Annotated in this window: 22 protein-coding genes; 11 read left to right on the top strand and 11 right to left on the bottom strand. The window is 69.2% G+C overall.

What is annotated here, in order from left to right; translation table 11 throughout:
• Window positions 1-35: 35 nt before the first annotated feature.
• Complete coding sequence (locus tag L3i22_RS30785) at window positions 36-638, top strand: hypothetical protein (protein ID WP_221321005.1); 603 nt, start codon at window positions 36-38, stop codon at window positions 636-638.
• A gap of 74 nt (window positions 639-712) precedes the next feature.
• On the opposite strand, the gene L3i22_RS30790 is transcribed toward L3i22_RS30785, so the two are convergent.
• The 3 genes from L3i22_RS30790 to L3i22_RS30800 form a co-directional block, all read right to left on the bottom strand.
• The gene (locus tag L3i22_RS30790) at window positions 713-937 is read right to left on the bottom strand and encodes a hypothetical protein (protein WP_221321006.1); all 225 of its coding nucleotides are present in this window, start codon (window positions 935-937) and stop codon (window positions 713-715) included.
• Window positions 938-1,397: 460 nt separating this feature from the next.
• Window positions 1,398-2,177, bottom strand: a complete 780-nt coding sequence (locus tag L3i22_RS30795) for a hypothetical protein (RefSeq protein ID WP_221321007.1) — start codon at window positions 2,175-2,177, stop codon at window positions 1,398-1,400.
• A gap of 227 nt (window positions 2,178-2,404) precedes the next feature.
• Complete coding sequence (locus tag L3i22_RS30800; RefSeq protein WP_221321008.1) at window positions 2,405-3,079, bottom strand: hypothetical protein; 675 nt, start codon at window positions 3,077-3,079, stop codon at window positions 2,405-2,407.
• Between the two features lie 353 nt (window positions 3,080-3,432).
• Here L3i22_RS30800 and L3i22_RS30805 point away from each other — a divergent pair, with 353 nt between their 5' ends.
• Window positions 3,433-3,564: a helix-turn-helix domain-containing protein gene (locus L3i22_RS30805; protein WP_221321009.1), complete on the top strand. Its 132-nt coding sequence runs from the start codon at window positions 3,433-3,435 to the stop codon at window positions 3,562-3,564.
• Window positions 3,565-3,736: 172 nt separating this feature from the next.
• Here L3i22_RS30805 and L3i22_RS30810 read toward each other — a convergent pair whose 3' ends face one another.
• Complete coding sequence (locus L3i22_RS30810) at window positions 3,737-4,510, bottom strand: hypothetical protein (RefSeq protein WP_221321010.1); 774 nt, start codon at window positions 4,508-4,510, stop codon at window positions 3,737-3,739.
• A 151-nt stretch (window positions 4,511-4,661) separates the two neighbouring features.
• Between L3i22_RS30810 and L3i22_RS30815 the strand changes: the two genes are divergently transcribed.
• The gene (locus L3i22_RS30815) at window positions 4,662-5,102 is read left to right on the top strand and encodes a WD40 repeat domain-containing protein (protein WP_221321011.1); all 441 of its coding nucleotides are present in this window, start codon (window positions 4,662-4,664) and stop codon (window positions 5,100-5,102) included.
• A gap of 58 nt (window positions 5,103-5,160) precedes the next feature.
• Here the strand turns inward: L3i22_RS30815 and L3i22_RS30820 are convergent, their stop codons facing one another.
• Window positions 5,161-6,129, bottom strand: a complete 969-nt coding sequence (locus tag L3i22_RS30820; protein WP_221321012.1) for a tyrosine-type recombinase/integrase — start codon at window positions 6,127-6,129, stop codon at window positions 5,161-5,163.
• Entirely contained in the window at window positions 6,126-6,380 is a 255-nt protein-coding gene (locus L3i22_RS30825) for a hypothetical protein (protein ID WP_221321013.1), read from the bottom strand. The genes L3i22_RS30820 and L3i22_RS30825 overlap by 4 nt, the downstream gene beginning before the upstream one ends.
• Window positions 6,381-6,668: 288 nt before the next feature.
• On the opposite strand from L3i22_RS30825, the gene L3i22_RS30830 reads away from it, so the two are divergent.
• Window positions 6,669-6,905: a hypothetical protein gene (locus L3i22_RS30830; RefSeq protein WP_221321014.1), complete on the top strand. Its 237-nt coding sequence runs from the start codon at window positions 6,669-6,671 to the stop codon at window positions 6,903-6,905.
• 542 nt (window positions 6,906-7,447) lie between these two features.
• On the opposite strand, the gene L3i22_RS30835 is transcribed toward L3i22_RS30830, so the two are convergent.
• Window positions 7,448-9,124, bottom strand: a complete 1,677-nt coding sequence (locus tag L3i22_RS30835; RefSeq protein WP_221321015.1) for a hypothetical protein — start codon at window positions 9,122-9,124, stop codon at window positions 7,448-7,450.
• 112 nt (window positions 9,125-9,236) lie between these two features.
• Here L3i22_RS30835 and L3i22_RS30840 point away from each other — a divergent pair, with 112 nt between their 5' ends.
• The gene (locus L3i22_RS30840) at window positions 9,237-9,746 is read left to right on the top strand and encodes a hypothetical protein (RefSeq protein WP_221321016.1); all 510 of its coding nucleotides are present in this window, start codon (window positions 9,237-9,239) and stop codon (window positions 9,744-9,746) included.
• 96 nt (window positions 9,747-9,842) lie between these two features.
• Here L3i22_RS30840 and L3i22_RS30845 read toward each other — a convergent pair whose 3' ends face one another.
• A complete protein-coding gene (locus L3i22_RS30845) occupies window positions 9,843-10,052 on the bottom strand; it encodes a hypothetical protein (protein ID WP_221321017.1) in 210 nt (69 codons plus the stop codon).
• Window positions 10,053-11,431: 1,379 nt separating this feature from the next.
• Here L3i22_RS30845 and L3i22_RS30850 point away from each other — a divergent pair.
• The 3 genes from L3i22_RS30850 (at window position 11,432) to L3i22_RS30860 (ending at window position 13,761) form a co-directional block, all read left to right on the top strand.
• Window positions 11,432-12,373 (top strand): LLM class F420-dependent oxidoreductase, encoded by a 942-nt coding sequence (locus L3i22_RS30850; protein ID WP_221321018.1) that lies wholly within the window; start codon window positions 11,432-11,434, stop codon window positions 12,371-12,373.
• Window positions 12,374-12,611: 238 nt separating this feature from the next.
• Window positions 12,612-13,280: an NAD(P)H-binding protein gene (locus L3i22_RS30855; RefSeq protein ID WP_221321019.1), complete on the top strand. Its 669-nt coding sequence runs from the start codon at window positions 12,612-12,614 to the stop codon at window positions 13,278-13,280.
• A gap of 280 nt (window positions 13,281-13,560) precedes the next feature.
• Window positions 13,561-13,761 (top strand): hypothetical protein, encoded by a 201-nt coding sequence (locus L3i22_RS30860; protein ID WP_221321020.1) that lies wholly within the window; start codon window positions 13,561-13,563, stop codon window positions 13,759-13,761.
• Window positions 13,762-13,867: 106 nt separating this feature from the next.
• Here L3i22_RS30860 and L3i22_RS30865 read toward each other — a convergent pair whose 3' ends face one another.
• Window positions 13,868-14,344 carry a nucleoside deaminase gene (locus L3i22_RS30865; protein WP_221321021.1) on the bottom strand — a complete coding sequence of 159 codons (477 nt, stop codon included), beginning with the start codon at window positions 14,342-14,344 and terminating at the stop codon, window positions 13,868-13,870.
• 361 nt (window positions 14,345-14,705) lie between these two features.
• Here L3i22_RS30865 and L3i22_RS30870 point away from each other — a divergent pair, with 361 nt between their 5' ends.
• Complete coding sequence (locus tag L3i22_RS30870; protein WP_255657291.1) at window positions 14,706-15,971, top strand: MFS transporter; 1,266 nt, start codon at window positions 14,706-14,708, stop codon at window positions 15,969-15,971.
• Window positions 15,972-16,065: 94 nt separating this feature from the next.
• Here L3i22_RS30870 and L3i22_RS30875 read toward each other — a convergent pair whose 3' ends face one another.
• Both L3i22_RS30875 and L3i22_RS30880 read right to left on the bottom strand, forming a co-directional pair.
• Window positions 16,066-16,365, bottom strand: a complete 300-nt coding sequence (locus tag L3i22_RS30875; protein WP_221321023.1) for a protealysin inhibitor emfourin — start codon at window positions 16,363-16,365, stop codon at window positions 16,066-16,068.
• Window positions 16,366-17,445, bottom strand: coding sequence for a M4 family metallopeptidase (locus L3i22_RS30880; RefSeq protein WP_221321024.1), 1,080 nt, complete (start codon window positions 17,443-17,445; stop codon window positions 16,366-16,368).
• Window positions 17,446-17,731: 286 nt separating this feature from the next.
• Here L3i22_RS30880 and L3i22_RS30885 point away from each other — a divergent pair, with 286 nt between their 5' ends.
• Both L3i22_RS30885 and L3i22_RS30890 read left to right on the top strand, forming a co-directional pair.
• The gene (locus L3i22_RS30885; protein ID WP_221321025.1) at window positions 17,732-18,649 is read left to right on the top strand and encodes an STM4015 family protein; all 918 of its coding nucleotides are present in this window, start codon (window positions 17,732-17,734) and stop codon (window positions 18,647-18,649) included.
• Window positions 18,650-19,939, top strand: coding sequence for an STM4014 family protein (locus L3i22_RS30890; protein ID WP_255657292.1), 1,290 nt, complete (start codon window positions 18,650-18,652; stop codon window positions 19,937-19,939).
• Window positions 19,940-20,180: the final 241 nt, after the last annotated feature.

Consider the following 20,180-nt stretch of genomic DNA (forward strand, 5'->3'; position numbering starts at 1 on the left):
CGGCCCACGCTGCCGTCGACGATCGGGGAACGCGCATGGGATTGACGGACAGCATCCGGATCATGCTCGGCAAGCTCACGCCCGCCGAGATCGAGGAACGCGACGCCGCCGCTCGCGCACGCCGCGCGAAGATGCAGGCCGCGGAGAAGCAGGACGCCGATCGGCGCGCCGCTGAGGCTGCGGCGGCCCAGGCAGAAAACGCTGCGCGCCGCCGCGAAGCCGATCTCTTCAAGCAGCGGCTCTCCCGGGCGGCCGGCATCGCGATCCTCGAGCTCCACTGTCACCGGGACACCTGGCAATGGATCCAGGACTGGATGAGCGTCGGGCTCGGCGGTGGGCGCAGCTGGTGGTCATCGGCCTTCGACGACCGGATCACCCAACAGACCGACCACATGCTGGTAGTCCAGCTCTCCGGACCGCAGACTGCGGAGATCCTCACCCGCGTCGCCCGGATCGGGCGGATACACGGCGCCTCGACCGGATTCGGCAGCACCGCCAACGACACTGACCGAGCCATCGGCAGACGCCTCTACCAAGCAATCGGCCGAATCCTCGACCAGATCGCCCCCGACACGACCAGCAAGCAGGCGGTTCCGCCCGTAGTTCTCGACGACCGCCCCGAACACCGCAACGACTAAAAAGCCGTGCCTACCGGGCGTCTCCAACCCGGGCCTGCGGGACTCATGGCCCGGGGTCTCGCTCATGGGGTCGGCTACAGCGGCCCAACCACGCGGATCCACGGCTCGGTGATCCCGTCGAACTGCTCCGTGGTCAGCAGGTGGCGGTAGCAGACCGCCGCGGCGACGTACCCGGCGAAATAGTTCGGGTTGCCCGGGATCTCCGGCAGGTCGGCGCGTTGTTCGAGGACGTACTGGGCGGCATGCCGGGCCAGGTACCAGGCGCGCTGCTCCCGGCTTTCCACCTGGTAGCGAGTCATCGCGACTTTCACGCTGGCGTCGGCGCCGGCCTGACACCGGTCCATGTCGTCGTGGTCGACGGCCGCGGCAAAGTCCAGCCGCTCGCGGCGCTCGTGCCCGGCGCGTTTGAGCGCCCGTACGCCATCGCCGTTCCTGGGCGCCGGCTGCCGGGGCGGCCGCGACGTCTGCGGTCGTCAGCGCGGTGAGGATCTCCGCTTCGGTCCGGCCGCTGGCCAGCAGACCTGCCGGTCAACGGCCGGGAGCAGAGCATCCTCATGCCGGGCATGGACCTAGTGGTGGTTCGCGGTTTGTCGCGGATGCCCCGATGGCGAAGGTCAACAGCGTCTGATGGTGCTGGAACGACGCGGCAGGTTCCGCGATCCCGTTGCCGGAACGGCAGGCATGGCTGGGCACCAGCCCATCTCGTGGCCGTTCCGAGTCCGCCTGAAATACGCTCCGCACTGCCCGGGGTCCCAGTCGTCAGCCGTGACTGGGGAACGGCCCGATCTCGGTGGCCTCGATGCCTGCCAGCGCCACGATCATCCGTTCCAGACCCCAGCGCGGATCGAGGAGCGGCCGGGCAACCCACTGCGCGCCAACCCAGTCGAGGGCGCCGATCTCGGCGCGCAGCGCGTCGTGATCATCGGCGGGAGCAAGGATCGCCACCACCCGGCCCGGAAAGGACAGCGGGAAGTCGCCGGCGTGGCGCCACTCGCGCTCCCACCAGAACTCCTTGAGGATGTCCCTCGGCTTGCCCATCTGCTCGAAGAACGGCGTGAGCTTGAAGATGGGATTCTGGGCGAACGCCGCAGCGTCGAACACGCCCTCATCGGAGGTGGCCACCTCCCGGGCCTGCTCGATCAGGTCGTTCACCGATTTGACCAGCCAATCGCGGCCGGTTCCCGGGGTCATGTCCGTGTACCAAACGGGGTTGCAGCCGGCCCTGCGGGCGGTGGTCTTGGTGATCACCAGGCCGTAGGCGTCGAGTTCTACCTGGCGGCGGGGGTTCTCCAGCTCTTCCAGGATCGTCCAGGTGTGCTCGAGCGGCGTCTCGGTGAAGCAGACCGCCTTCTGGCTGTCGGGGTCGAGGTTCCCCAGTCCCCCGGCAGGACCGAACTTCGAGCGCGCTTCGATGCGCAGGCTCTTCAGGATGGAGAGCAGGTTGGCGCGGGCGGTGCTGCCGCCGTAGGAGCGGGTCAGGTGCACCAGGAAGGTCGACAGGTCGGTGCGCCGGTGCAGCAGTTGCGTGATCGTGGGCACACGCTTCACCCTGCCGCACCAGGGCGTCTGCCCGTGCAAGAACGAGCGCGGCCGGGCACGGGATGCGGGTCGTGGCGGACAGCCACGAACGATCCGGGTGGGCCGTTCGGCACACCATCATCGCGGATTTCGGCCGAAAGGTAGACCCGCGCGCCGGTCGATGTCCACCCGATCTGAGCTGCGTTTTCCCTGTTCACGACCGCGCGATGCGAAAATGCTGTGGCGTTTCACAAGTTGAAATCGGATTGTTCCCCCGGGCGGACAGAGACGCAGGCTGAGGACCTCAGCATGACCCCGGAAATCTTTACATGAACTCCGATATCGTTAACGGGTTTGACGTCGGCCAACTCAAATCCAGATCCGTCGACCGCGACCCAAATACTTCCCGAAGAACCGTCAACCCCAGAAACAATACCGGCCTTAGTCTTCACAGTCGGTCGATAATGCGCATCTGAACAATAAATGCCCGCAGCAATATCCAATGCCGTCACAGCGTCAGGAGTGACCAGAGGGCTTCCAGTCAGTTCTTTAAAGGCCTTTGCTCGCTGACGGTCTCCGTAATCGTCGCCATCAGTCCAGTTGTCCACGATCTCCTGGCAGGCATCTTCGGCCCTACTGACTAGATCATCAGCAGGAACCGCAGCGAACGCGGAAATTTTGTGCATCCGCTCGACCAGTTCCTCCTTGCGGTCCTGATCGCTCGGCATCAGAATAAAAATGGCAGCTAGCAGAGGTAGCGCAAGAATACCTGCCAACCCGCCTCCGGTTGATCCCCTAGAACTAGAACCCCCTTTTCGTCGCCAGGCTCCGCCCATAGAAAGCAGGCCAAACCCGACTCCCGCACCACGATTACTGAAGCCAATTCGGAACGGCCCTAAACCGAATCCGAAACCGATTTTCATGGGTCATCCAAAATCTTGAGCGGATTAGAGCTACTGGCAGAAATGTGAATAATTGAAGACAAAGAAATTTCCTATATCGGCAGTAGCCTGGCAAATCTAAGAGGTTCCGAAGACCTGGGCTGCACCTCGTGCAAGATGTCCAGTGCAGGTAGCGTCGACGGCCTGGACGCCACGCACCGCGAGGTGCTGCGCGGCGGGCGGACCGTGCGCCGGGGGCCAGGGCTACAGCTTGCACGTCACACCCTGGCCGGTCAGACGATCCACCTGCCGCACCACTGCCTGGCAATCCCCGCCGACCAGCACGCCCGGTCCGCGCCGGTCGGCCCGGGCCCGGTGCGCGCTACGTACGGCAGATGTACGAGGAGACCGGGCCCGACGGGCGCCTGCTGTACACCGTCGAACAGATCGCCGCGGAGTTCGGCGTCACCCGGCCCACCATCTACCGGCACCTCGCTGGGCTCGCCGCCCTGACGCCCACCCCGTAGATCGGACCATCGACGGCTCGGCGTCCCGCGCGCCATGCACCACGAGTTAAGGGTCAAACGACGGTAGTGCACACGACTTCGGAACGGATAGATGTCCGAAATCGTGTGCCCCGGGGCTTTCTACCAGGGGCGCCGTGCAGACGACTTCGGAAACTGACATCAGGGCCGCCTCCTACTCGGAGGCGGCTCCTCTTGGTTGTCGGCGCTCGGAGCGTCGAGTTGGTCGAATGGTCTTTGCCGTGTTGTAAATCTTGGACGTCTCGAGTTCACGCACCTGCCGCTTGTACACGCGGGCGCCCAGTGCTTCGCGGAGCCGCTGCAGCACCGTATGATAGGCGCTGCGCAGGAGCTGGTGGTACTTGGTCAAGTAGAGAAACTCTGCGAGCAGACGGAATAGGCCCTGATCGCTACGTCGGGAGCTGCGCCGACGCTCAGGGTCTCTGTCGATCACGCGTCTCCATCGGATACCGACGCTGTCGGTGAACGCGACCTCGGCGTCAGCGATCTTCCGCACCAGGCTGACGCGCGGATCCAGGTCCACAAATGGCCAGGGGAAAGGCTTGGCGAAGAGAACTTCGGTCGAGTCCGTGATATTGCCGGGGATCGGCGACATACTCACTTCGCTCGCGCCGAATCCCGTCTGTCTAATCAGAGCGACCTGCACATGGACGTCGAATATCGATGTCGGGCTGTTATTGCTCACCGAGACACGCAGGCCACGCCATTGCTCGTCGCGGGAACCGACGGCGCCGACGATGGAGACTAGGACCAGGCGTGCCTGCGCCGCCACGGAGTCGTCCTTGTCCTCGCGCCGGTGGTTTAGCTCGCGGCGAAGGACAAGAACTGCAACTAGGACTGCGGCAGCGGAGAGAATGGCACCGGCCAGGGTGGCCCAAGCTTCGAGCCAGTCGGCGGCGTTCGGACCGTCAGCAGCGTAGATAGACATAGTGACTCAGGGTACGAACCGACCGCTACCGGCTGATGGGTTGCGGTCCGGCGGTCGTCATCAGAAGGGGTTCGTCAGCGCCCGCCGGAGCCTGCCGTAGGTGCCGTTCCCCACGTCCTGTGGGCCCGCAGGGCTAGGCGTGTTTTGGCCGGTGGTGTATAGCCCAGACGGCACCCACCTGGCCAGCACCAGCACCGACGCGAAAATACGAATCTGGGACCTGGCCACCGGCAGCGTCCGCGTCCTGGTCGGCCACACCGCCCCGGTGATGGCGGTGGCATTCAGCCCGGACCGCATCCACCTGGCCAGCGCCAGCGACGACGAGACGGTACGGGTCTGGGACCTGGCCACCGGCAGCGTCCGCGTCCTGGTCGGCCACACCGAGGCGGTGTCCACGGTGGCATTCAGCCGGGACGGCACCCACCTGGCCAGCGCCGGCGTCGACAAGACCGTACGGGTGTGGGCGGGTGCCGGGATGGCTCCGTCAGAAGTGATCGAATTCATTTGTGACCGGCTGCGGCGCGACCTCACCCCTGACGAACGCGAGGCCTACCTGCCATCAGCAAGATCCAACCAGCGGGCATGCCCTTAGCGGCAAATTCGGTGACGCAGTCGGCATCGGGCTGGCGGGGCCCCTCGTCTTCGGCGGCTCACCGGTCGATAGGTAGGGAGTCGATCGCGGCCTGCTTGTCGTCGTCGGTGGGCAGGCTGTGGAGGCGGGTCGTCTCGATGCGGGCGTGGCCCATGAGTTCGGCGACCAGGACCAGGTCGTAGCCAGCGCGGACCAGGCGGGTGCCGAAGGTGTGCCTCAAGATGTGGCCGCCGTTGAAGACCTCGGCAATCGCGGCGTCGTCGGCGATCGCGAGCAGGACGTCGTGGGCGCCGCGAGGAGAGAGCCGGTTGCCGCGGTGGTTGAGCAGCAGCGCCTTGCTGTCGGCGGCGCCGGGCAGGGCGGGCCGGGTGTCGGTGAGCCAGGTGCTGAGCGGGCCGCGTAGCTGGGGGTGGATCGGGACTTCGCGGTAGCGGCCGCCCTTGCCGGCGCGGACGATGATCAGGCCTTTGCGGGCTGACATCTGGATGTCGTCGGTGTCGAGGGCGACGACTTCGCTGGTGCGCAGGCCGGCGTAGAGCGGCAGCAGGCCGATCACCTGGTCGCGGACCTTGGTGTGGCGTTCGACGGCGCGTAGCCAGCGTTTGGTGTCGCGCTCGTCGAGGGCGCGGGGCTGTTTTTTGGGCAGGTCGAGCCGGGCGGCCACCGGTTCGCCGAGTCCGAGTCGGGTGTAGAAGTCGGCGAGCGCGGCGAGGGTGGTGTTGATCGTGGCCGGGGCGTGTTTGATGACGGTCTGCTGGTGGGCTTTGTAGTCGCGGACTGCGCCGTCGCGGGCGGCCCGGTCGGTCAGTGGGTCGCCGTCGACGTCGGCGGCGGCGGCGAGCCAGGCCAGGTAGCCGCGCACTTGGGAGACGTAGGTGCGGTGGGTGTCGTCGTCGAGCACGGTCACCAGGGCGAGCTGGCTGGAGTAGACGGCCAGGACGGTCGCCAGCTGCGCGGGCAGGACCCTGGCGGACCGGCCACGCCGCGGCGCCGGCAGCGCCTCCTCGGTGTGCACCTCGACGGTCATGCCTGCGCCTCGCCCTTCTGCTCTTCTGCTGCGCGCTGGTGCTGTCGGGTTGACCAGTCGTGCATCCAGGTGTCCGGCTGATCGGCCCAGAGTTCGGCGGCCTGGGCGCGCAGCCGGACGGCGGCCGCGGCGAGTTCGTCGACGGCCGGGTCGGGGTGCGGCGGCGCCTGGGCCACGGTGATGCCGGGCGACGGTCTTCTCGGCGTGTTCCGCGAGGTTGCTTCACAGGTGGCATCTTCGGCGACCTGCACCGTGTCTGGAGCAATCGTCGTGCGATCAAACAGCCTTCGGGCGACTTGGGCGGTCCTCTTTCGAGGTCACTTTTCGTTCTTCGCAATTAGAATGAATCACTACTATATCCGGCATGCACGCGTGAGCAGATGGCGTCGACAGAACTGGATTTAATCAGGCCAAGGCGTCGCGCCATCTCCTGTGGACGGGTTATCCACAGACCAGGTCTATGACGCCCACCAGAGACCGCCCTGCCGCTACCGTCCTCCTGACCAGCCCAAAGGCCCGCCCACCCGAGCAGGCCCAACATGGCCGGTTTCTGGGATGGAGGAGTCGAGATGGGCAAAGATCGTGGTGTTGCCGAGGGCACCAAGGCAAGGGCAGTACTTGCAACCGGCGGCGGATTCACCACCGCAGTCGCCACCGTCCTGGGCATCTGCGGCCGCTATGAGCTGGGGGATCGTGCACTGCTCTACGGGCTCGGCGCGACATGCTTCATCACGGCCCTCACCATGCTGACGGCCGCAGCGATCGACCGCGCTTAACCTGCGGCTCGCGGCGCCCCTGGGCCGTCGTTAGCATTCAGCCCGACCGGACCTCTCTGGCCATCAGCCTCGATGGCCGAGGCCGGTACCTCGTACAGCCCATCGAGCAACTAGACGTTGCGCCAAGCCTTGACGAGTCGCTCTCCCGGTCCACAGCATATCGACCGACGCCCTGCTGGCGAACGCGCCGGGCCATGTCAGCGGAGTACACCCACGCACGTAAGTTGCTCCGACGGTTACCCCTCTCGGGATCTCGTGAGCCGCGGCTTCCCTCTCGAAGACCACCCTGGCAACCTCGACCCGCTTCGCGCCAGCGTCGACCCGGCCACGCGCGCCGACCTGGGCCAGCCAGCCGTCGGCCTGAACCACCGTCACCCACCGGTCCGAACTGCCGACCGTAGAGGCCGATACACACTGGCCCGCCACCGGGAAGCTCCACCTGACCATGGACCTCGTCCTGCCCTTCGAGCAGGTTGAAGCGCACAGCGCAGTCGAGATGAGTCTGAAAGTCCTACTCGAGGTCAACCCGCATCGACGCAAGCTCACAGCGCCCGGCCCTGCGGACGTCGTGCCCGCCCACGGCAACGGCCGACACGACGCGATGGTCGGCCGGCAGACGGTCGCGACGTCAGATGATGGTGGGCATGACTCAACGCCGCCGCCCGACCGGCAAACGGGCCGAGCCCGGGAAACGGCACCTTCCGGCCGGTCGTCCCTCGCCAGCGGCCGGCGGCGCACCGGGCCGTGACGCGCACCAGGAAGATCCCGAGCGGGCGATCCACGCGCAGATGCGCTGGGACGGGTACGCGGACATGGTCGAACTGTGGGCCCAGCAGCTCGAACGCCAGCACGGCGACTTCACCCGCAGCGCGGAAAGATGGTCGAGCACCGAAGACGGCAGGGACCTCGGATCCCGGTGGGCGGCCAAGGCGCGCGAGACGGCGGCCGTACTTGAGGTGGTGAGCCGGGGCCTGGACCCCGCAGGGGACCGGCTCTTCCACGGACGGGTGTCCCTGACGATCCGCTGCCAGCACCTCGTAGCCGTCCAGCCGCAGCGCCCGGTCTTCGCGCATCATCTCCGCGTACCGCTGCGGGCTGGCACGGTCGCCGTCGGCGTAGTGGTGCTTGCCGTCGATCTCGATGACTAGCCGGCGGCGCCCGCGCAGCAGCATGAGGTAGTCCATGCGCTGGCGGGGCAGCGGACCGGCCGCGCCGGACCGGCGGCCCTGAGTGTAAGGGTCGTAGTGCAGATAGACCTGCGGGATCAACGCCGGCAAGCCGAACCCGTGCTCGGCCAGCAGCGCCCGGTAGGCCCGGAACATCAGCCGCTCGGGGCCGGGCTCGGCGGCCCGCTCCCGGCCGGCGTCCAGCGAGCGGGCCAGGCGGCGGTAAAGATGAGTGGCGGCGTCGCGCTCACCGGTGCCGGGCTCGGCGTGCCGGTCGGTCCACCAGGCGACCAGTTCCGCCCAGCTGAGTCCGCTCTCGCTGAGCGGGCGGTCGTACACCAGGCAGAACTCTGCGTTCTTCACGATCTCGATGGTGTTGCTGACCGCGTCGGCGAGCACCAGTTCGGGCTTGGGTCCGTCAGCGGCGAAGATCAGGTTCCGGAACGGGGTACGCACACCGCCCTGGCGGGCGCCGACGATCTGCAGCAGTCCCCAAAGCTCCGGCAGATAGTGCTGCTCGACGACCCGGTTGCCGAGTTCGGCCAGCTGGTCCTCGGTATAGTCGCCGATCCGGCTGCGTACGTAACCGCGCTTACTGGCGTGCGCTTCGTCGCCGTCGCCGTCGGCGAGCCCGAACGCCCGGCACACCTGCGGCAAATCGTACGACCGCACCGGATGCAGGGCCTCGGCGATCGCCTCGCGCAACTGGATGACGGTGGTGCCCGCGCCGCCGAGGTCGGCCCGGGCGAACGGGTCGGCGAGCATCGGCTCCACGGTGACCCGATGGCCGCTGCTGGTGTCCCAGCTGCGCAGCTGGTTCATCTGTTCGGCGATGGCCTGCAGGTCGGCCGGCTGGAACAGATCGAGGAAGGCCGGCCGGACCCGCAGCACCACCGGGACCGGGTCCCACGGGTCGCCGTCACGCAGCTCGGCCGCTGGCACGAGCGAGAGCAGCCGGGCCGCACGCTGGTTACCGGCGCGCACCAGCAACTGCGACAACGTGCTCTGCTGCTGGCTCCAGAAGCCGGCGGCGGCCGGCCCGGCGATAGACATGGCCGTAACTCTATGAGGCCGGCCCGGTACAGTGGCCGCAGCGGGACCAGATTCGCCGAGGCCGGGTGTTCTCGCAGGGTCATAGATCACGGCTCGTGGGTACGGTGACACGGTGGATCGGCTGGAGCACGGGATCGTCCCGCTGTGGCCCGCTGTCCGCCACCAGGCCCGTTTCCTCGCGGCCCGGTGGCGGCTCAACGACGACGCCGTTGATCGTGAGGTCTTCGCCCGGCACTCGATCGACCGCAGCCCAGCCGGACCGCGCGAGATCACCCTGCTGACACGCCGGCTCCGCTCCCGGTGGGAACCCAGCCCTGACGAGGTGGCGCATCTGGACTACCGGATCTGTGACCTTTGCGAGCTGGGCACGATCCTCAAGATCCGCACCGTTGCGGAGTACAAGCGTCGTCGCTACGCCTCCTGGATGATCGACCGCTCCCGCCGGTTCGCGCCGAGCTACACCTGGGTGACCAGCCGGCAGCTCACCGGCTCCGAGCAGTTCTGGCGCCACGCCCAGACCCGGGCCCCTGGCCAGTATCGCCCGCACCGCTACTGCGAACACCTTCACGCCAGCCTGCGCCACCCGGGCCGCAGGCACTGGCGAGCCGTCGGGGAGCCCTAGACCGTCCGCCCTCGGTCCGTGCCCGCACCCGGATGCAGGTTCTATCAGGCCTCAAGCTTCGCCCCGGTGCGGGGCGGCCCCCGGGTCTCGTTGCGGTCAGCCCATGGCGATCGCGAGGATCTCCCCGACGACGGTGACCATCAGCGCGGCGATTCCGACGATGGCTCCCGCCTTGGTCCACCAGGTCTGCTTAGCGACCTCGGCGGTGCCGGTGGCAAGCCGCAGAGTGGGCAGGGACCGCAGCTTTGCCTGCGCGCCGGCCTGGACGGCGTCGAGCACGCCGCGGATGGCGTCGGGTGTGATCACTCAGTACAGATTGAACAGGCTCAGGTCGTCGCGGTCTCGTGGCATCAGCCGGATCAGCTCGGCGCCGGGCGCAGCACCGGTCCGGGCTCAGCGCGTACTGCGGCTGGGGCAGCAAGACCCGCTCGAGGGCCGCGACGCCCTGGTGCATGCCGAGCCCCGCGGGGCGCCGGCTGATCTGATCGCGGTGCGCGGCGTGCCGCAGGTTCACTACCTCGGCTACGCCTCGGCACCGGCGTAGGCTCCCGTCGAGGTTCGCGGCAGATGGCCCTGCTCGTGCGCACCCCGATCAGCACGACCTGCTGTAGCCCAGTCCCGCAGTTAAGGCCGCTGACGCGCGGTGCGGAGGTCGATGATCCGGCGCTGACCCACCGAGCGATCTGCCCGAACAGCTTGCCCAGTTCCACTCCGGTGACCCGGACACCAGCCGCATCCGCTTGCTGGCAAAATTCGCGGGCGGCCGACCGCTTCTGTCCTTCGGGCTTGGTCACCATCTCGCCGAAGGTGGTCAAGGTCCACATGCCGTCGTGGCGGAGGTTGGCACCAAGCCGGGAGCCTGCGTGACGCCGAGCGCGAAGTTCGGGGCGATCAGCGCGACGTGGCCGTACAGGCGACCACCGGGCGGTGACGTCGATCCGGCTCTACTGCACCGATGGACCGGGTGGGTGTGGCCTGATACCCGGTCCTCGCTGGTTCGCCAACGACCATGAGTCTGACCGGGCTTGCGGGCGACCGGGTGACCGCGCTGTGCTTCGTCCCTCGCTTCGAGATGAAGGCGGTCGCCACGTGCAACGAGGTCGCCACCCCGGTCCGGCTCGGCGAGCTGAAGGCCGTTCTGCATCATCGATACGTATTGCCTACTGAGTGCCGTTGCAGTGTTAGGACTCCCGTATAGCCCGGGTCGACCTGGCGACGACGCAAGTCCTGAACACGCCTCTCCCGGTTTCAAACACGCCCGTCAGCACCCAAAACATGCGGGTCTTCGTGACCCACGACACGCCGGTTCGGAAATGCCGTTGCCCCAGCGTTACCCCAAACCTCGAGGAGGGTACCTGGCTGGGCTCGTCTGCAGCAGCGGAATCACGGTGCCGAAGTACTGGCCGGCGGCCGCAAGGATCCTGGAAACGGGCAGTCGCCGCGGGCGCCTGGAGGCTCATCGCGGCCACGACGAAGCCATGCCAGTGGATACCCCGGCTTCCCCGAGGGCCGATGCGCTATCTCCATCAGCGGGTAGTCCCGAATTTGGAGCGATTACCTATAAGTGCAGGTCACAATGAGGGTCGGTGGGCTCCCGTGGCACCTCCGGCGGGGCTGCTCGCTGCGGTGTAAGTTGGGTCTTACATTACCAAGTGAGAGACCTCTTACATGAAACTGGGGACAGCATGACCATCCGGCTCGGCTACCAGATCCCGAACTTCACCTACCCCGGTGTGCCGAACGAGCAGCTGTTCGACACGGTGGCCGCGCAGGCCAAGGAGGCCGAGGCCGCGGGCTTCGACACCGTCCTGGTGATGGACCACTTCTATCAGCTGCCGGGCATCGGCACGCCGGACCAGAACATGCTCGAGGCGTACACGACGCTCGGCGCGCTCGCGTCCGTGACCTCGACGATCCAGCTGTCCACGCTGGTCACCGGCAACACGTACCGGAATCCCGCGATGCTCGCCAAGACGGTGACGACGCTCGACGTGGTGTCGAAGGGGCGCGCGGTCCTCGGCATCGGCGCCGGGTGGTTCGAGCTCGAGCACAACGAGCTGGGCTTCGAGTTCGGCACGTTCGGGCAGCGCTTCGAGCGGCTCGAGGAAGCGCTGACGATCATCGCGCCGATGCTCAAGGGTGAGCTGGCGACGCACGAGGGCAAGTGGTACGTGGCGCGCAACCCGATGAACAACCCGCGGGTGCGGCCGAGCATCCCGATCATGCTGGGCGGGTCCGGGGAGCAGAAGACGTTCCGGCTCGCCGCGCGGTTCGCCGATCACATGAACATCATCTGCGACGTGGACGACCTCGGCCGCAAGGTCTCGGTGCTGCGTGAGCGGTGCGAGGAGATCGGGCGGGACCCGGCGACGCTCGCCACCAGCTACCTGGTGATGGGCATGATCGGGGAGAGCGAGCAGGAGGTGAAGGAGCTCGGCGCGTCGATCCCGGAGGACCGGCGGAACCGGGCCTTCCTGGGTACGGCGGAGCAGGTCGCCGAGCAGCTGCACGAGAAGGTGATCGGGGCGGGCATCGACGGGATCACCATCAACCTGGTCCGGAACGGTCACCGGGCGGGGCTGGTCACCGCGGTCGCCGAGGCGCTCAAGCCGATCGTCAAGGCCTGAGGGGTACGGCGGACGGCTCGGTCGCCGTTCGGCGCGGACATGCGGCCCGCTCGTCCGTGGACGGGCGGGCCGCCCACAACGGACCGGCACGCCGGCGGCAACGCGGGCCGGGCGACGGGGGTGGGGCGACGGGGGTGGGGCGCGTGCACAACGACGTACCCTCGCAAGATTGAAGATGGACCGGCGCGCCTGCCGTCAGCCGCGCATGGTTGCCGCCGTTGGCGGTAGCGTCGCGGGAATGGACAACGCGCGGGTTCTTGTCGTGGGTGGGCACGGGAAGGTGGCGCTGCTACTGCTGCCGCTGCTGGTCGAATCCGGTCACCGGGTGACGGCGGTGTTCCGCGATCCGGCGCACACCGACGAGGTGGCGGAGACCGGCGCGGATCCGGTGGTCGCCGACGTCGCGCGGCTCGACGTGGAGGAACTCGCCAAGATCTTCCGCGGGCACGACGCGATCGTCTGGTCGGCCGGGGCCGGGGGCGGCGATCCGGCGCGGACCTACGCGGTGGATCGGGATGCCGCGATCCGGTCGATGAGCGCGGCGTCGCTGGCCGGGGCCCGGCGCTACGTGATGGTCTCCTACTTCGGGTCGCAGATCGATCACGGCGTTCCGGAGGACAGCGGCTTCTTTCCGTACGCGGAGGCGAAGGCCGCCGCCGACGCGCATCTCGCGACGACTGATCTGGAATGGACAGTGGTCGCGCCGAGCCGGCTCACGTCCGAGCCGGCCGGCGGGCGGATCGAGATGGCGAACCAGGGCGCGACCTCCGGTTCGGTGAGCCGGGCGGACGTGGCCGCGGTCGTGGCGCACGTGCTGAGTGGGCCGGCGACGATCCACCGGACGATCCGGTTCAATTCCGGCGCCACGCCGATCGCCGACGCGCTGAGCGAAGGCGACCTCGCCTGAGGCCTGAGGCCTGGGTCGAAGCCCGGCGCCAAGCCCAACCGCAGGCCGGGACCCACACCAGGCCAGGGGCCCGAGGCCTGAGGCCCGCAACCCGCGACCAGGCCGGGGCGCGGCATGCCGGGGCAGGGCGGGGCAGGGCAGGGCAGGGCAGGGCAGGGCAGGCCGGCGCGGGGCAGGGCGGGGTCGGCGCTCAAGGCCGCCTGTTTGGGCTCCCGCCGGGCGGGTAGATGGATCTTGAGCCGTGTTCCGGACCGGAACGCGCCTGGTGCGAGGGGGGATCATGCCGATCCAACGACTGCAGTCCGACCCGGACCGCTATCCGCCGCTGGATCCCGGGGCCCCGATCCCCGACGACCCGGGTGAACTGGACCCCACCAACCCGGATCTGCCGCCGGCCCCGGCCGAGCCGCTGCCGCCGATCGACCCGGTGCCCGCCATCCCGGTGCCCAACGAGCCCCTGCCGGAGCCCGAACCCGCGTAGCACCGCGATTGCCCGGGCCCCGAAAGCCCGGGCAATCCCCAGATCCCCAGATCCCGGATCCCGGATCCCGGATCCCCAAGATCAGCGGATCCCCAAGATCAGCAGGTCAGCGCCAGAACCCGTGGTGCACCTCGGTCGCCGACGGCAGCGCCACCGGCCCCTCGACCACGATCACCCGCCCACCCCGGGCGAACACCTCCCGCGACGACAGCCGCAGCGGCGGAATGTCCGAGGTATCGGGCACCATCGCGTTCAGGTCGTCCGAGGAGAGCGCGAACACCATCCGCCCCACCCCGGCCCAGTAGATCGCCCCCGCGCACATCGCGCACGGCTCGGTGCTGGTGTAGAGCGTGCTCCCGGCGAGCTCCCCGAGCGACAGGCCGCCCGCGAGCCGGACCAGGTTGGTCTCCGCGTGCCCGGTCGGGTCCGCCCCGGTGACCATCGTGTTCATCGCCTCGATCACCGCGCCGTCCGCGGTGACCAGCAGCGCGCCGAACGGATGATCACCGCGCTCCCGGGCCGACCGGGCCAGCGCGATCGCCCGTTCGAGATATGTCGCGTCGGACGAGGAAACCAAGGTCATCTAATGTCCCTTTCACGCAGAACCGCAGCAGTCAAGCCGTGAAAGCAGCCTACGACGGACTGACTGTGCGACTTCGGGAACATCAATTCCGCGGGTCGGGTAGCCGATAAACGCGGCCCGCGGAAGTTGACCTTCGGCGGTCTGACCTGCGGTAAGCGTACCGGGCACCGGTGCGTCAGGGCATCGGTGAACGCAGATTCCGGCTATCTTGTAATCGACGGCCGACTACCTGCCGTGGCCATCGGCATCTACGGTGCGAGGAAACCGCCTCGCCTTTTGCCGAAGGATGTTCGATGGCGCATTTGATCAATCGCGCGGTCCGTCCGCGCTCTACCGCCGGGCACGTGCCGGTGATCGCCGGGTGAGATGGCGTGGACTCTCCGGTGTTCTGAGCTCGCAGGCCTGCACGCTGTCCGCGAACCGGCTGCTCACCGTCGCGGTGCCGTGGCTGGTGCTGGATCGTACCGGCAGTGCCGCGCAGACCGGCCTGGTGGTGGCCTGCCAGGTGCTGCCGTACGCGTTCACGCAGTGGCTGGCCGGGCCGCTGCTGGACCGGATCGGCCCGCGGCGGATCAGTGTGGCCGGCGACGTGACGTCGGCGGCTGTCCTGATCGTCCCGGCGATCCTGGGCACCCCGCCGCTCTGGCTGCTCACCCTGATGCTGCTGATCGTCGGTTGCGCGGACGGTCCGGCCAGCGCCGCGAAGCGCCTGCTGGTGCCGTTCGCCGCCGCGGACGCCGGGCAGTCGACCGTGCGCGGCGTCGGCCTGGCGACCGCGGTGGAGCGGACGGCGACCGCGGTCGGCACGGCGATGGCCGGCTGGCTGGTCGCCACGCTCGGTGGCGATCGAGCACTCTGGGTAGCCGCAACAATGCTCGGAGTAGCGACGGTCATCGTGACGATGACGGTGACCGACCCGGTGCGGGACCGCGGGCGGGACGACGAGACGTACCTCGACCGGCTGCGGACCGGGACCACGTTCCTGCGCGGCAGTCCGCCGTTGCGCGCGCTGACCGCGATGTTCGTCGTCACCAACCTGCTCGATCAGGCGCTGATGGCGGTGCTGCTGCCGGTCTGGGCGCGATCCGGCGGCCACGACGCGACGGTGGTCGGGCTGGCGCTGAGCACGGTGGGCCTGGCGTCGATCGCGTCGGCGCTGGCGTCGGCCGGCTTCGGGACCCGATTACCGCGCCGCGCCACGTACCTCATCGGGGTGCTGAGCAGCGGCCCGACCCGGATCCTGGTGCTCGCGCTGGGCCTGCCGCCGGAGGTGGTGATCGCCGTCTACGCCCTCGCCGGGATCGGGTCCGGGCTGTTCAACCCGCTGCTGGAGACACTCCAGGTGGAACGGATCCCGGCGGCGCTGCGCGGGCGCGTGCAGACGCTGATCAGCGCGTGGGCCTGGGCCGGCATCCCGATCGGCGGCCTGTTCGGGGCGGCGCTGCTGAACTTCGGCGGACTGACCACGGCACTGTGGATCTGCGGGCTCGCCTACCTCGCCGCCGTGCTGCGCCCGGCCTGGCGCGTCGACTGGTCGATTCCGGTCACCGCCGAGCCGATCCGGGAGATCAAGATCAGGCTCGCTCCCCCCGAGGTCGCTGCCCGGGTCCCGGTCCGCCGACCATGAAAGACGATTTTCCCGTACGGCGGGGAGCCGCCCCGACCGCACCGCGGGGCCGGGCTGCCGCCGTACGGGAAAATGGTGTTGATCGTCGGTCTTGTCAGCCGAGACGGGGCTGGAGCCAGCTGAGCAGGGTGGCGAAGGCCGCCGACATCGCGGTGTCCGAGCTGGTCAGCGTCGTCGAGTGCGGCCCGTCCTCGACCGTGACGGTGTAGGTCATGACATCCCGGGCGGACCGGGCCGGGTGCACGCCGCCCGGGTCGGCGGCGGCCGCGGCCAGCAACCGGCGCAGCTCCCGGGCATCGTCGTCCGGGAGCCGGTCGGCGTCGAGCACGCGGGCCGGCAACCGCCGGACGATCGGAGCCGCCAGCCCGCCGTGCGTCGCCAGGGACACCCGCATCTAGCCGCGCCCGAGCAGGGTCGGCGCCGTCGTGACCGGAATGCCCACCGTGCCCCACGCCCCCTCGACCGCCTGCTGCTGCTCGCTGTCCGCACCGTAGAGCTCGGCCGCCTTGCGGTACGTCGTGTCGGCGAAACCCTGGAAATCGGTGGTCGGGTTCGACGCCTTCAGCGACTCGTACCAGATGTGCCCGGGCGCGTCCCAGGAGAAACCCCCGAGGGTCGTGGCGACCAGGAAGAACGCCCGGTTCGGGATGCCCGAGTTGATGTGCACGCCGCCGTTGTCGCCCTCCTCGGTGTCCGGCAGCTCGACGTACCGGTCCATGTGGTCGGGCTGCGGGTCCTTGCCGAACAGCTTGTTGTCGAACGCGGTGCCCGGCGCCTTCAACGAGCGCAGCGCGTCCGCGTCGATGGCCGGGGTGAAGACCTCGGCGCCGATCAGCCAGTCGGCCTGATCCGCGGTCTGCCGCAGCGACCACTGCTTGACCATCGAGCCGGCCACGTCGGACAGCGACTCGTTCAGCGCGCCGGACTGGTTGTGGTACTCCAGGTTCGCGGTGTGCTCGGTGACGCCGTGCCCCAGCTCGTGCGCGATCACGTCCAGCGAGCCGGTGAAGTCCGTGAAGACCTCGCCGTCCCCGTCGCCGAAGACCATCTCCTGACCGTCCCAGAACGCGTTGTTGTACTTGTCGCCGCGGTGCACGTAGCCCTGCAGGCGCATGCCCCGGTCGTCGATCGAGTCGCGCTGGAACACGTCCCGGAAGAACGTGCGGGTGGCGCCGAACCCGTCGTGCGCCCGGTTCACCGCCGCGTCCGCGACCGGCTCGTCGTCCTCCGAGCGGACCAGCGTGGCGAACGGCAGGAACGTCGAGTGCGCGCAGTCGAAGATGCTGCGGCGGCCGTCCGCGGGCGCGGAGAGCGCCCCGGCGATCAGGCCCCGGACGGTCCGCTCGCCCCGCAGCTGGGACGTGGTGAGCAGGGTGGACAGCGCCGCCTGCCGGATCGCCACGTTGTCGCTGTCGAGCAGCCGGGTCAGGATGAACGGCGGAGTGATGCAGCTGAGAGGCCTGATGGACGTCATGGTCAACCTCGAATCCGGTCGGTGCGCTTCTGGTGGGAGAGATGCGTCGAGGCTGGGGACAGATACATCTCAGGCGGGGGAATCCGACTTCGCCTACGGTGAGTCAGTCGGCACATGCTCGCAGTGATCAAATCCCGGGTCGAGAGGTCCGTCCCTGATCAGACAGTCCCCGTTCGGGTCGCGGCGCGCTTCGTTCCGGTCAGGCGGCCGGTGAAAGTGTCAGACGGCCTTGCTAGCGTCGCGGGACTGTTGCGTGGGATGTGTGATCGACGGCCGAGGGAGTCCCGTGACCATCAACCATCATCTGACCGAATTCGCCGGTCTGCCGATCGTGACCCTGGAGGACGAGCCCCCGGCGGATCCGGCCGCGGTGGCCTGGCGCATCGACATGGAGGACTTCGAGGCCGACCTGTCCGAGTTCGAGGCCGCGCTGGAGCAGGTCCTGGAGCGCTGCGGCCCGGCCGGCCCGACCGCCCTGGTGGTCGGCGAGTGGGGGTCGTCCTACGAGTCCGAGTTCCCGGTCGAGCTGATGGTCCGGCACGCCGCCCGGTTCAGCGGGCTGCGGGCGCTGTTCATCGGCGACATGACCTACGAACAGTGCGAGATCTCCTGGATCAACCACAACGACATCACGCCGCTGCTCGAGGCGTTCCCGGCGCTGGAGCGGCTGTGGGTGCGCGGCTCGCAGGGGCTCGAGCTGACCCCGGGGCGGTTCCCCGGGCTCCGCGAGCTGGTCCTGCAGTCCGGTGGCCTGCCGCTGCCGGTGATCCGCGCGGTCGCCGCGTCCGACCTGCCGAACCTGGAGCATCTGGAGCTGTGGCTCGGGGTGGCGACCTACGGCGGTGACGCCCGGGCCGAGGATCTCGCGCCGATCCTCGGCGGGCGGTCGATGCCCGCGCTCACCCACCTCGGGCTGTGCAACTCGGAGATCGCCGACGAGGTGGCCGCGGCCGTGGCCGCCGCGCCGGTGGTGGCCCGGCTCACCCGGCTCGATCTGTCGCTGGGAATGCTCGGCGATCTCGGGGCCGAGGCGCTCCTGGCCGGGCAGCCCCTCACCCACCTCGATCGGCTGGATCTGCACCACCACTTCATGACGGCGGAGATGGCTCAGCGGGTCGTCGACGAGCTGCCGGGCGTCCAGGTGGACGTGTCGGACCAGCAGAAAGAGGAGCAGTGGGGTCGCTACACGGTCTGCGCCGAGTAGGTGCGGCTCGCCGTCGTCGGTAACCCGGAGAACCGGCGGGTCACCATGTTCAGCGCGGCCGCGGAGTCCGCTGGGCTGGCCGCGCCGGAGGTCTTTGCCTGGCGGGACGTTCTCCTGTCCGGGCGGGTTCCGGGGCCGGGGACTCTCGTCCGGATCGACTCGCCGGGTGAGAACGCCGAGGTGGACGGGCTGCTGCGGGCGCTTGGCGGGGATCGGTCCGGGGTGGCGCCCGAGCATGGGGAGATCGCCGGTGGGGCGGCGGTCTTCGCCGGGCTGGGCCGGGCGTTGGAGCGCGTCGCCGCCGGGGGTGGGACGCTGCTGAACGATCCCGGGGACATCCTGGCGATGACGTCGAAGCCGCGGTGCCACGCGCTCCTGACCGCCGCCGCCATCCCCGTGCCGGCCGCACTAGGCCCGGTCGCACTCGGCCCAGCCACACTCGGCCCGGTCGCGCTCGGCCCGGTCTCGCACAGACCCACCGCGCTCGGCCCGGCCACGCTCAGACCCACCGCGTTCGGACCCACCGCGCCCGAGCCGGCCGCCCCCGAGCCGGCCGCCCCCGAGCCGGCCGCCCCCGAGCCGGCCGCGCCCGGGGCGGACACGGTCGGGGCGGACACGGTCGGGCTGGTGGACGGCTATGAGTCGCTGCGGGCGGCGATGACGGCGGCCGGGTGCGGCCGGGTCTTCGTCAAGGCCGCCTATGGATCATCGGCCTCCGGGGTGGTGGCGCTCGCGGTCGGCGGGCCGGGGCGGATCATGGCGGTCACCTCGGTCGAGCTGAGCGAGGGGAAGATCTTCAACAACCTTCGGGTACGCCGTTATGACGACGAACCCTCGATCGCGGCGATCGTCGACCGGCTGGCGCCGGACGGCCTGCACGTCGAGCGGTGGTACCCGAAGGCGGCCCTCGGCGGCCGGGTGCTGGACCTGCGGGTGGTCGTGATCGCCGGCCGGGCGCGGCACGTCGTGGTCCGCACCAGCCGCTCCCCGATGACGAATCTGCACCTCGGCAACGCCCGCGGGGACGTGTCCGCGGTCCGCGCCGCGGTCGGCGAGCGGGGCTGGGCCGCGGCGATGGAGACCTGCGTCCGGGCGGCCGGGTGCTTTCCGCGCAGCCTGCACGCGGGGGTCGACCTGATGTTCCGAACCGGCTGGCGTGGTCACGCGGTGGCCGAGGTGAACGCGTTCGGCGACCTCCTCCCGGGGATCCGCTCCGACGACGGCCTGGACACCTACGAGGCCGAGATCGCCGCCGTCATCGCCGGCTGGCAGCCCCCGCCAGCCCCCTGACCGCCGGGCCGGCGAGCCGGTCTCCTTCGCCACGGCCAGGCGCGCCGGCTCCCTGACGACCGACGGATGCGCCAACAGCGCGGGCCGACGGCGGGAAAGCCGACAGCGCAGGCGCGAGGCAGCGCAGCGCGGCGCGAGGCAGCGCAGCGCGGCGCGAGGCAGCGCAGCGCGGCGCGAGGCAGCGCAGCGCGGAACTCAGCGTTGGACCACGAAGCGCTGGACCACGAGCCGACACCACCGG

This window comes from Actinoplanes sp. L3-i22 (assembly GCF_019704555.1).
Lineage (GTDB): Bacteria > Actinomycetota > Actinomycetes > Mycobacteriales > Micromonosporaceae > Actinoplanes.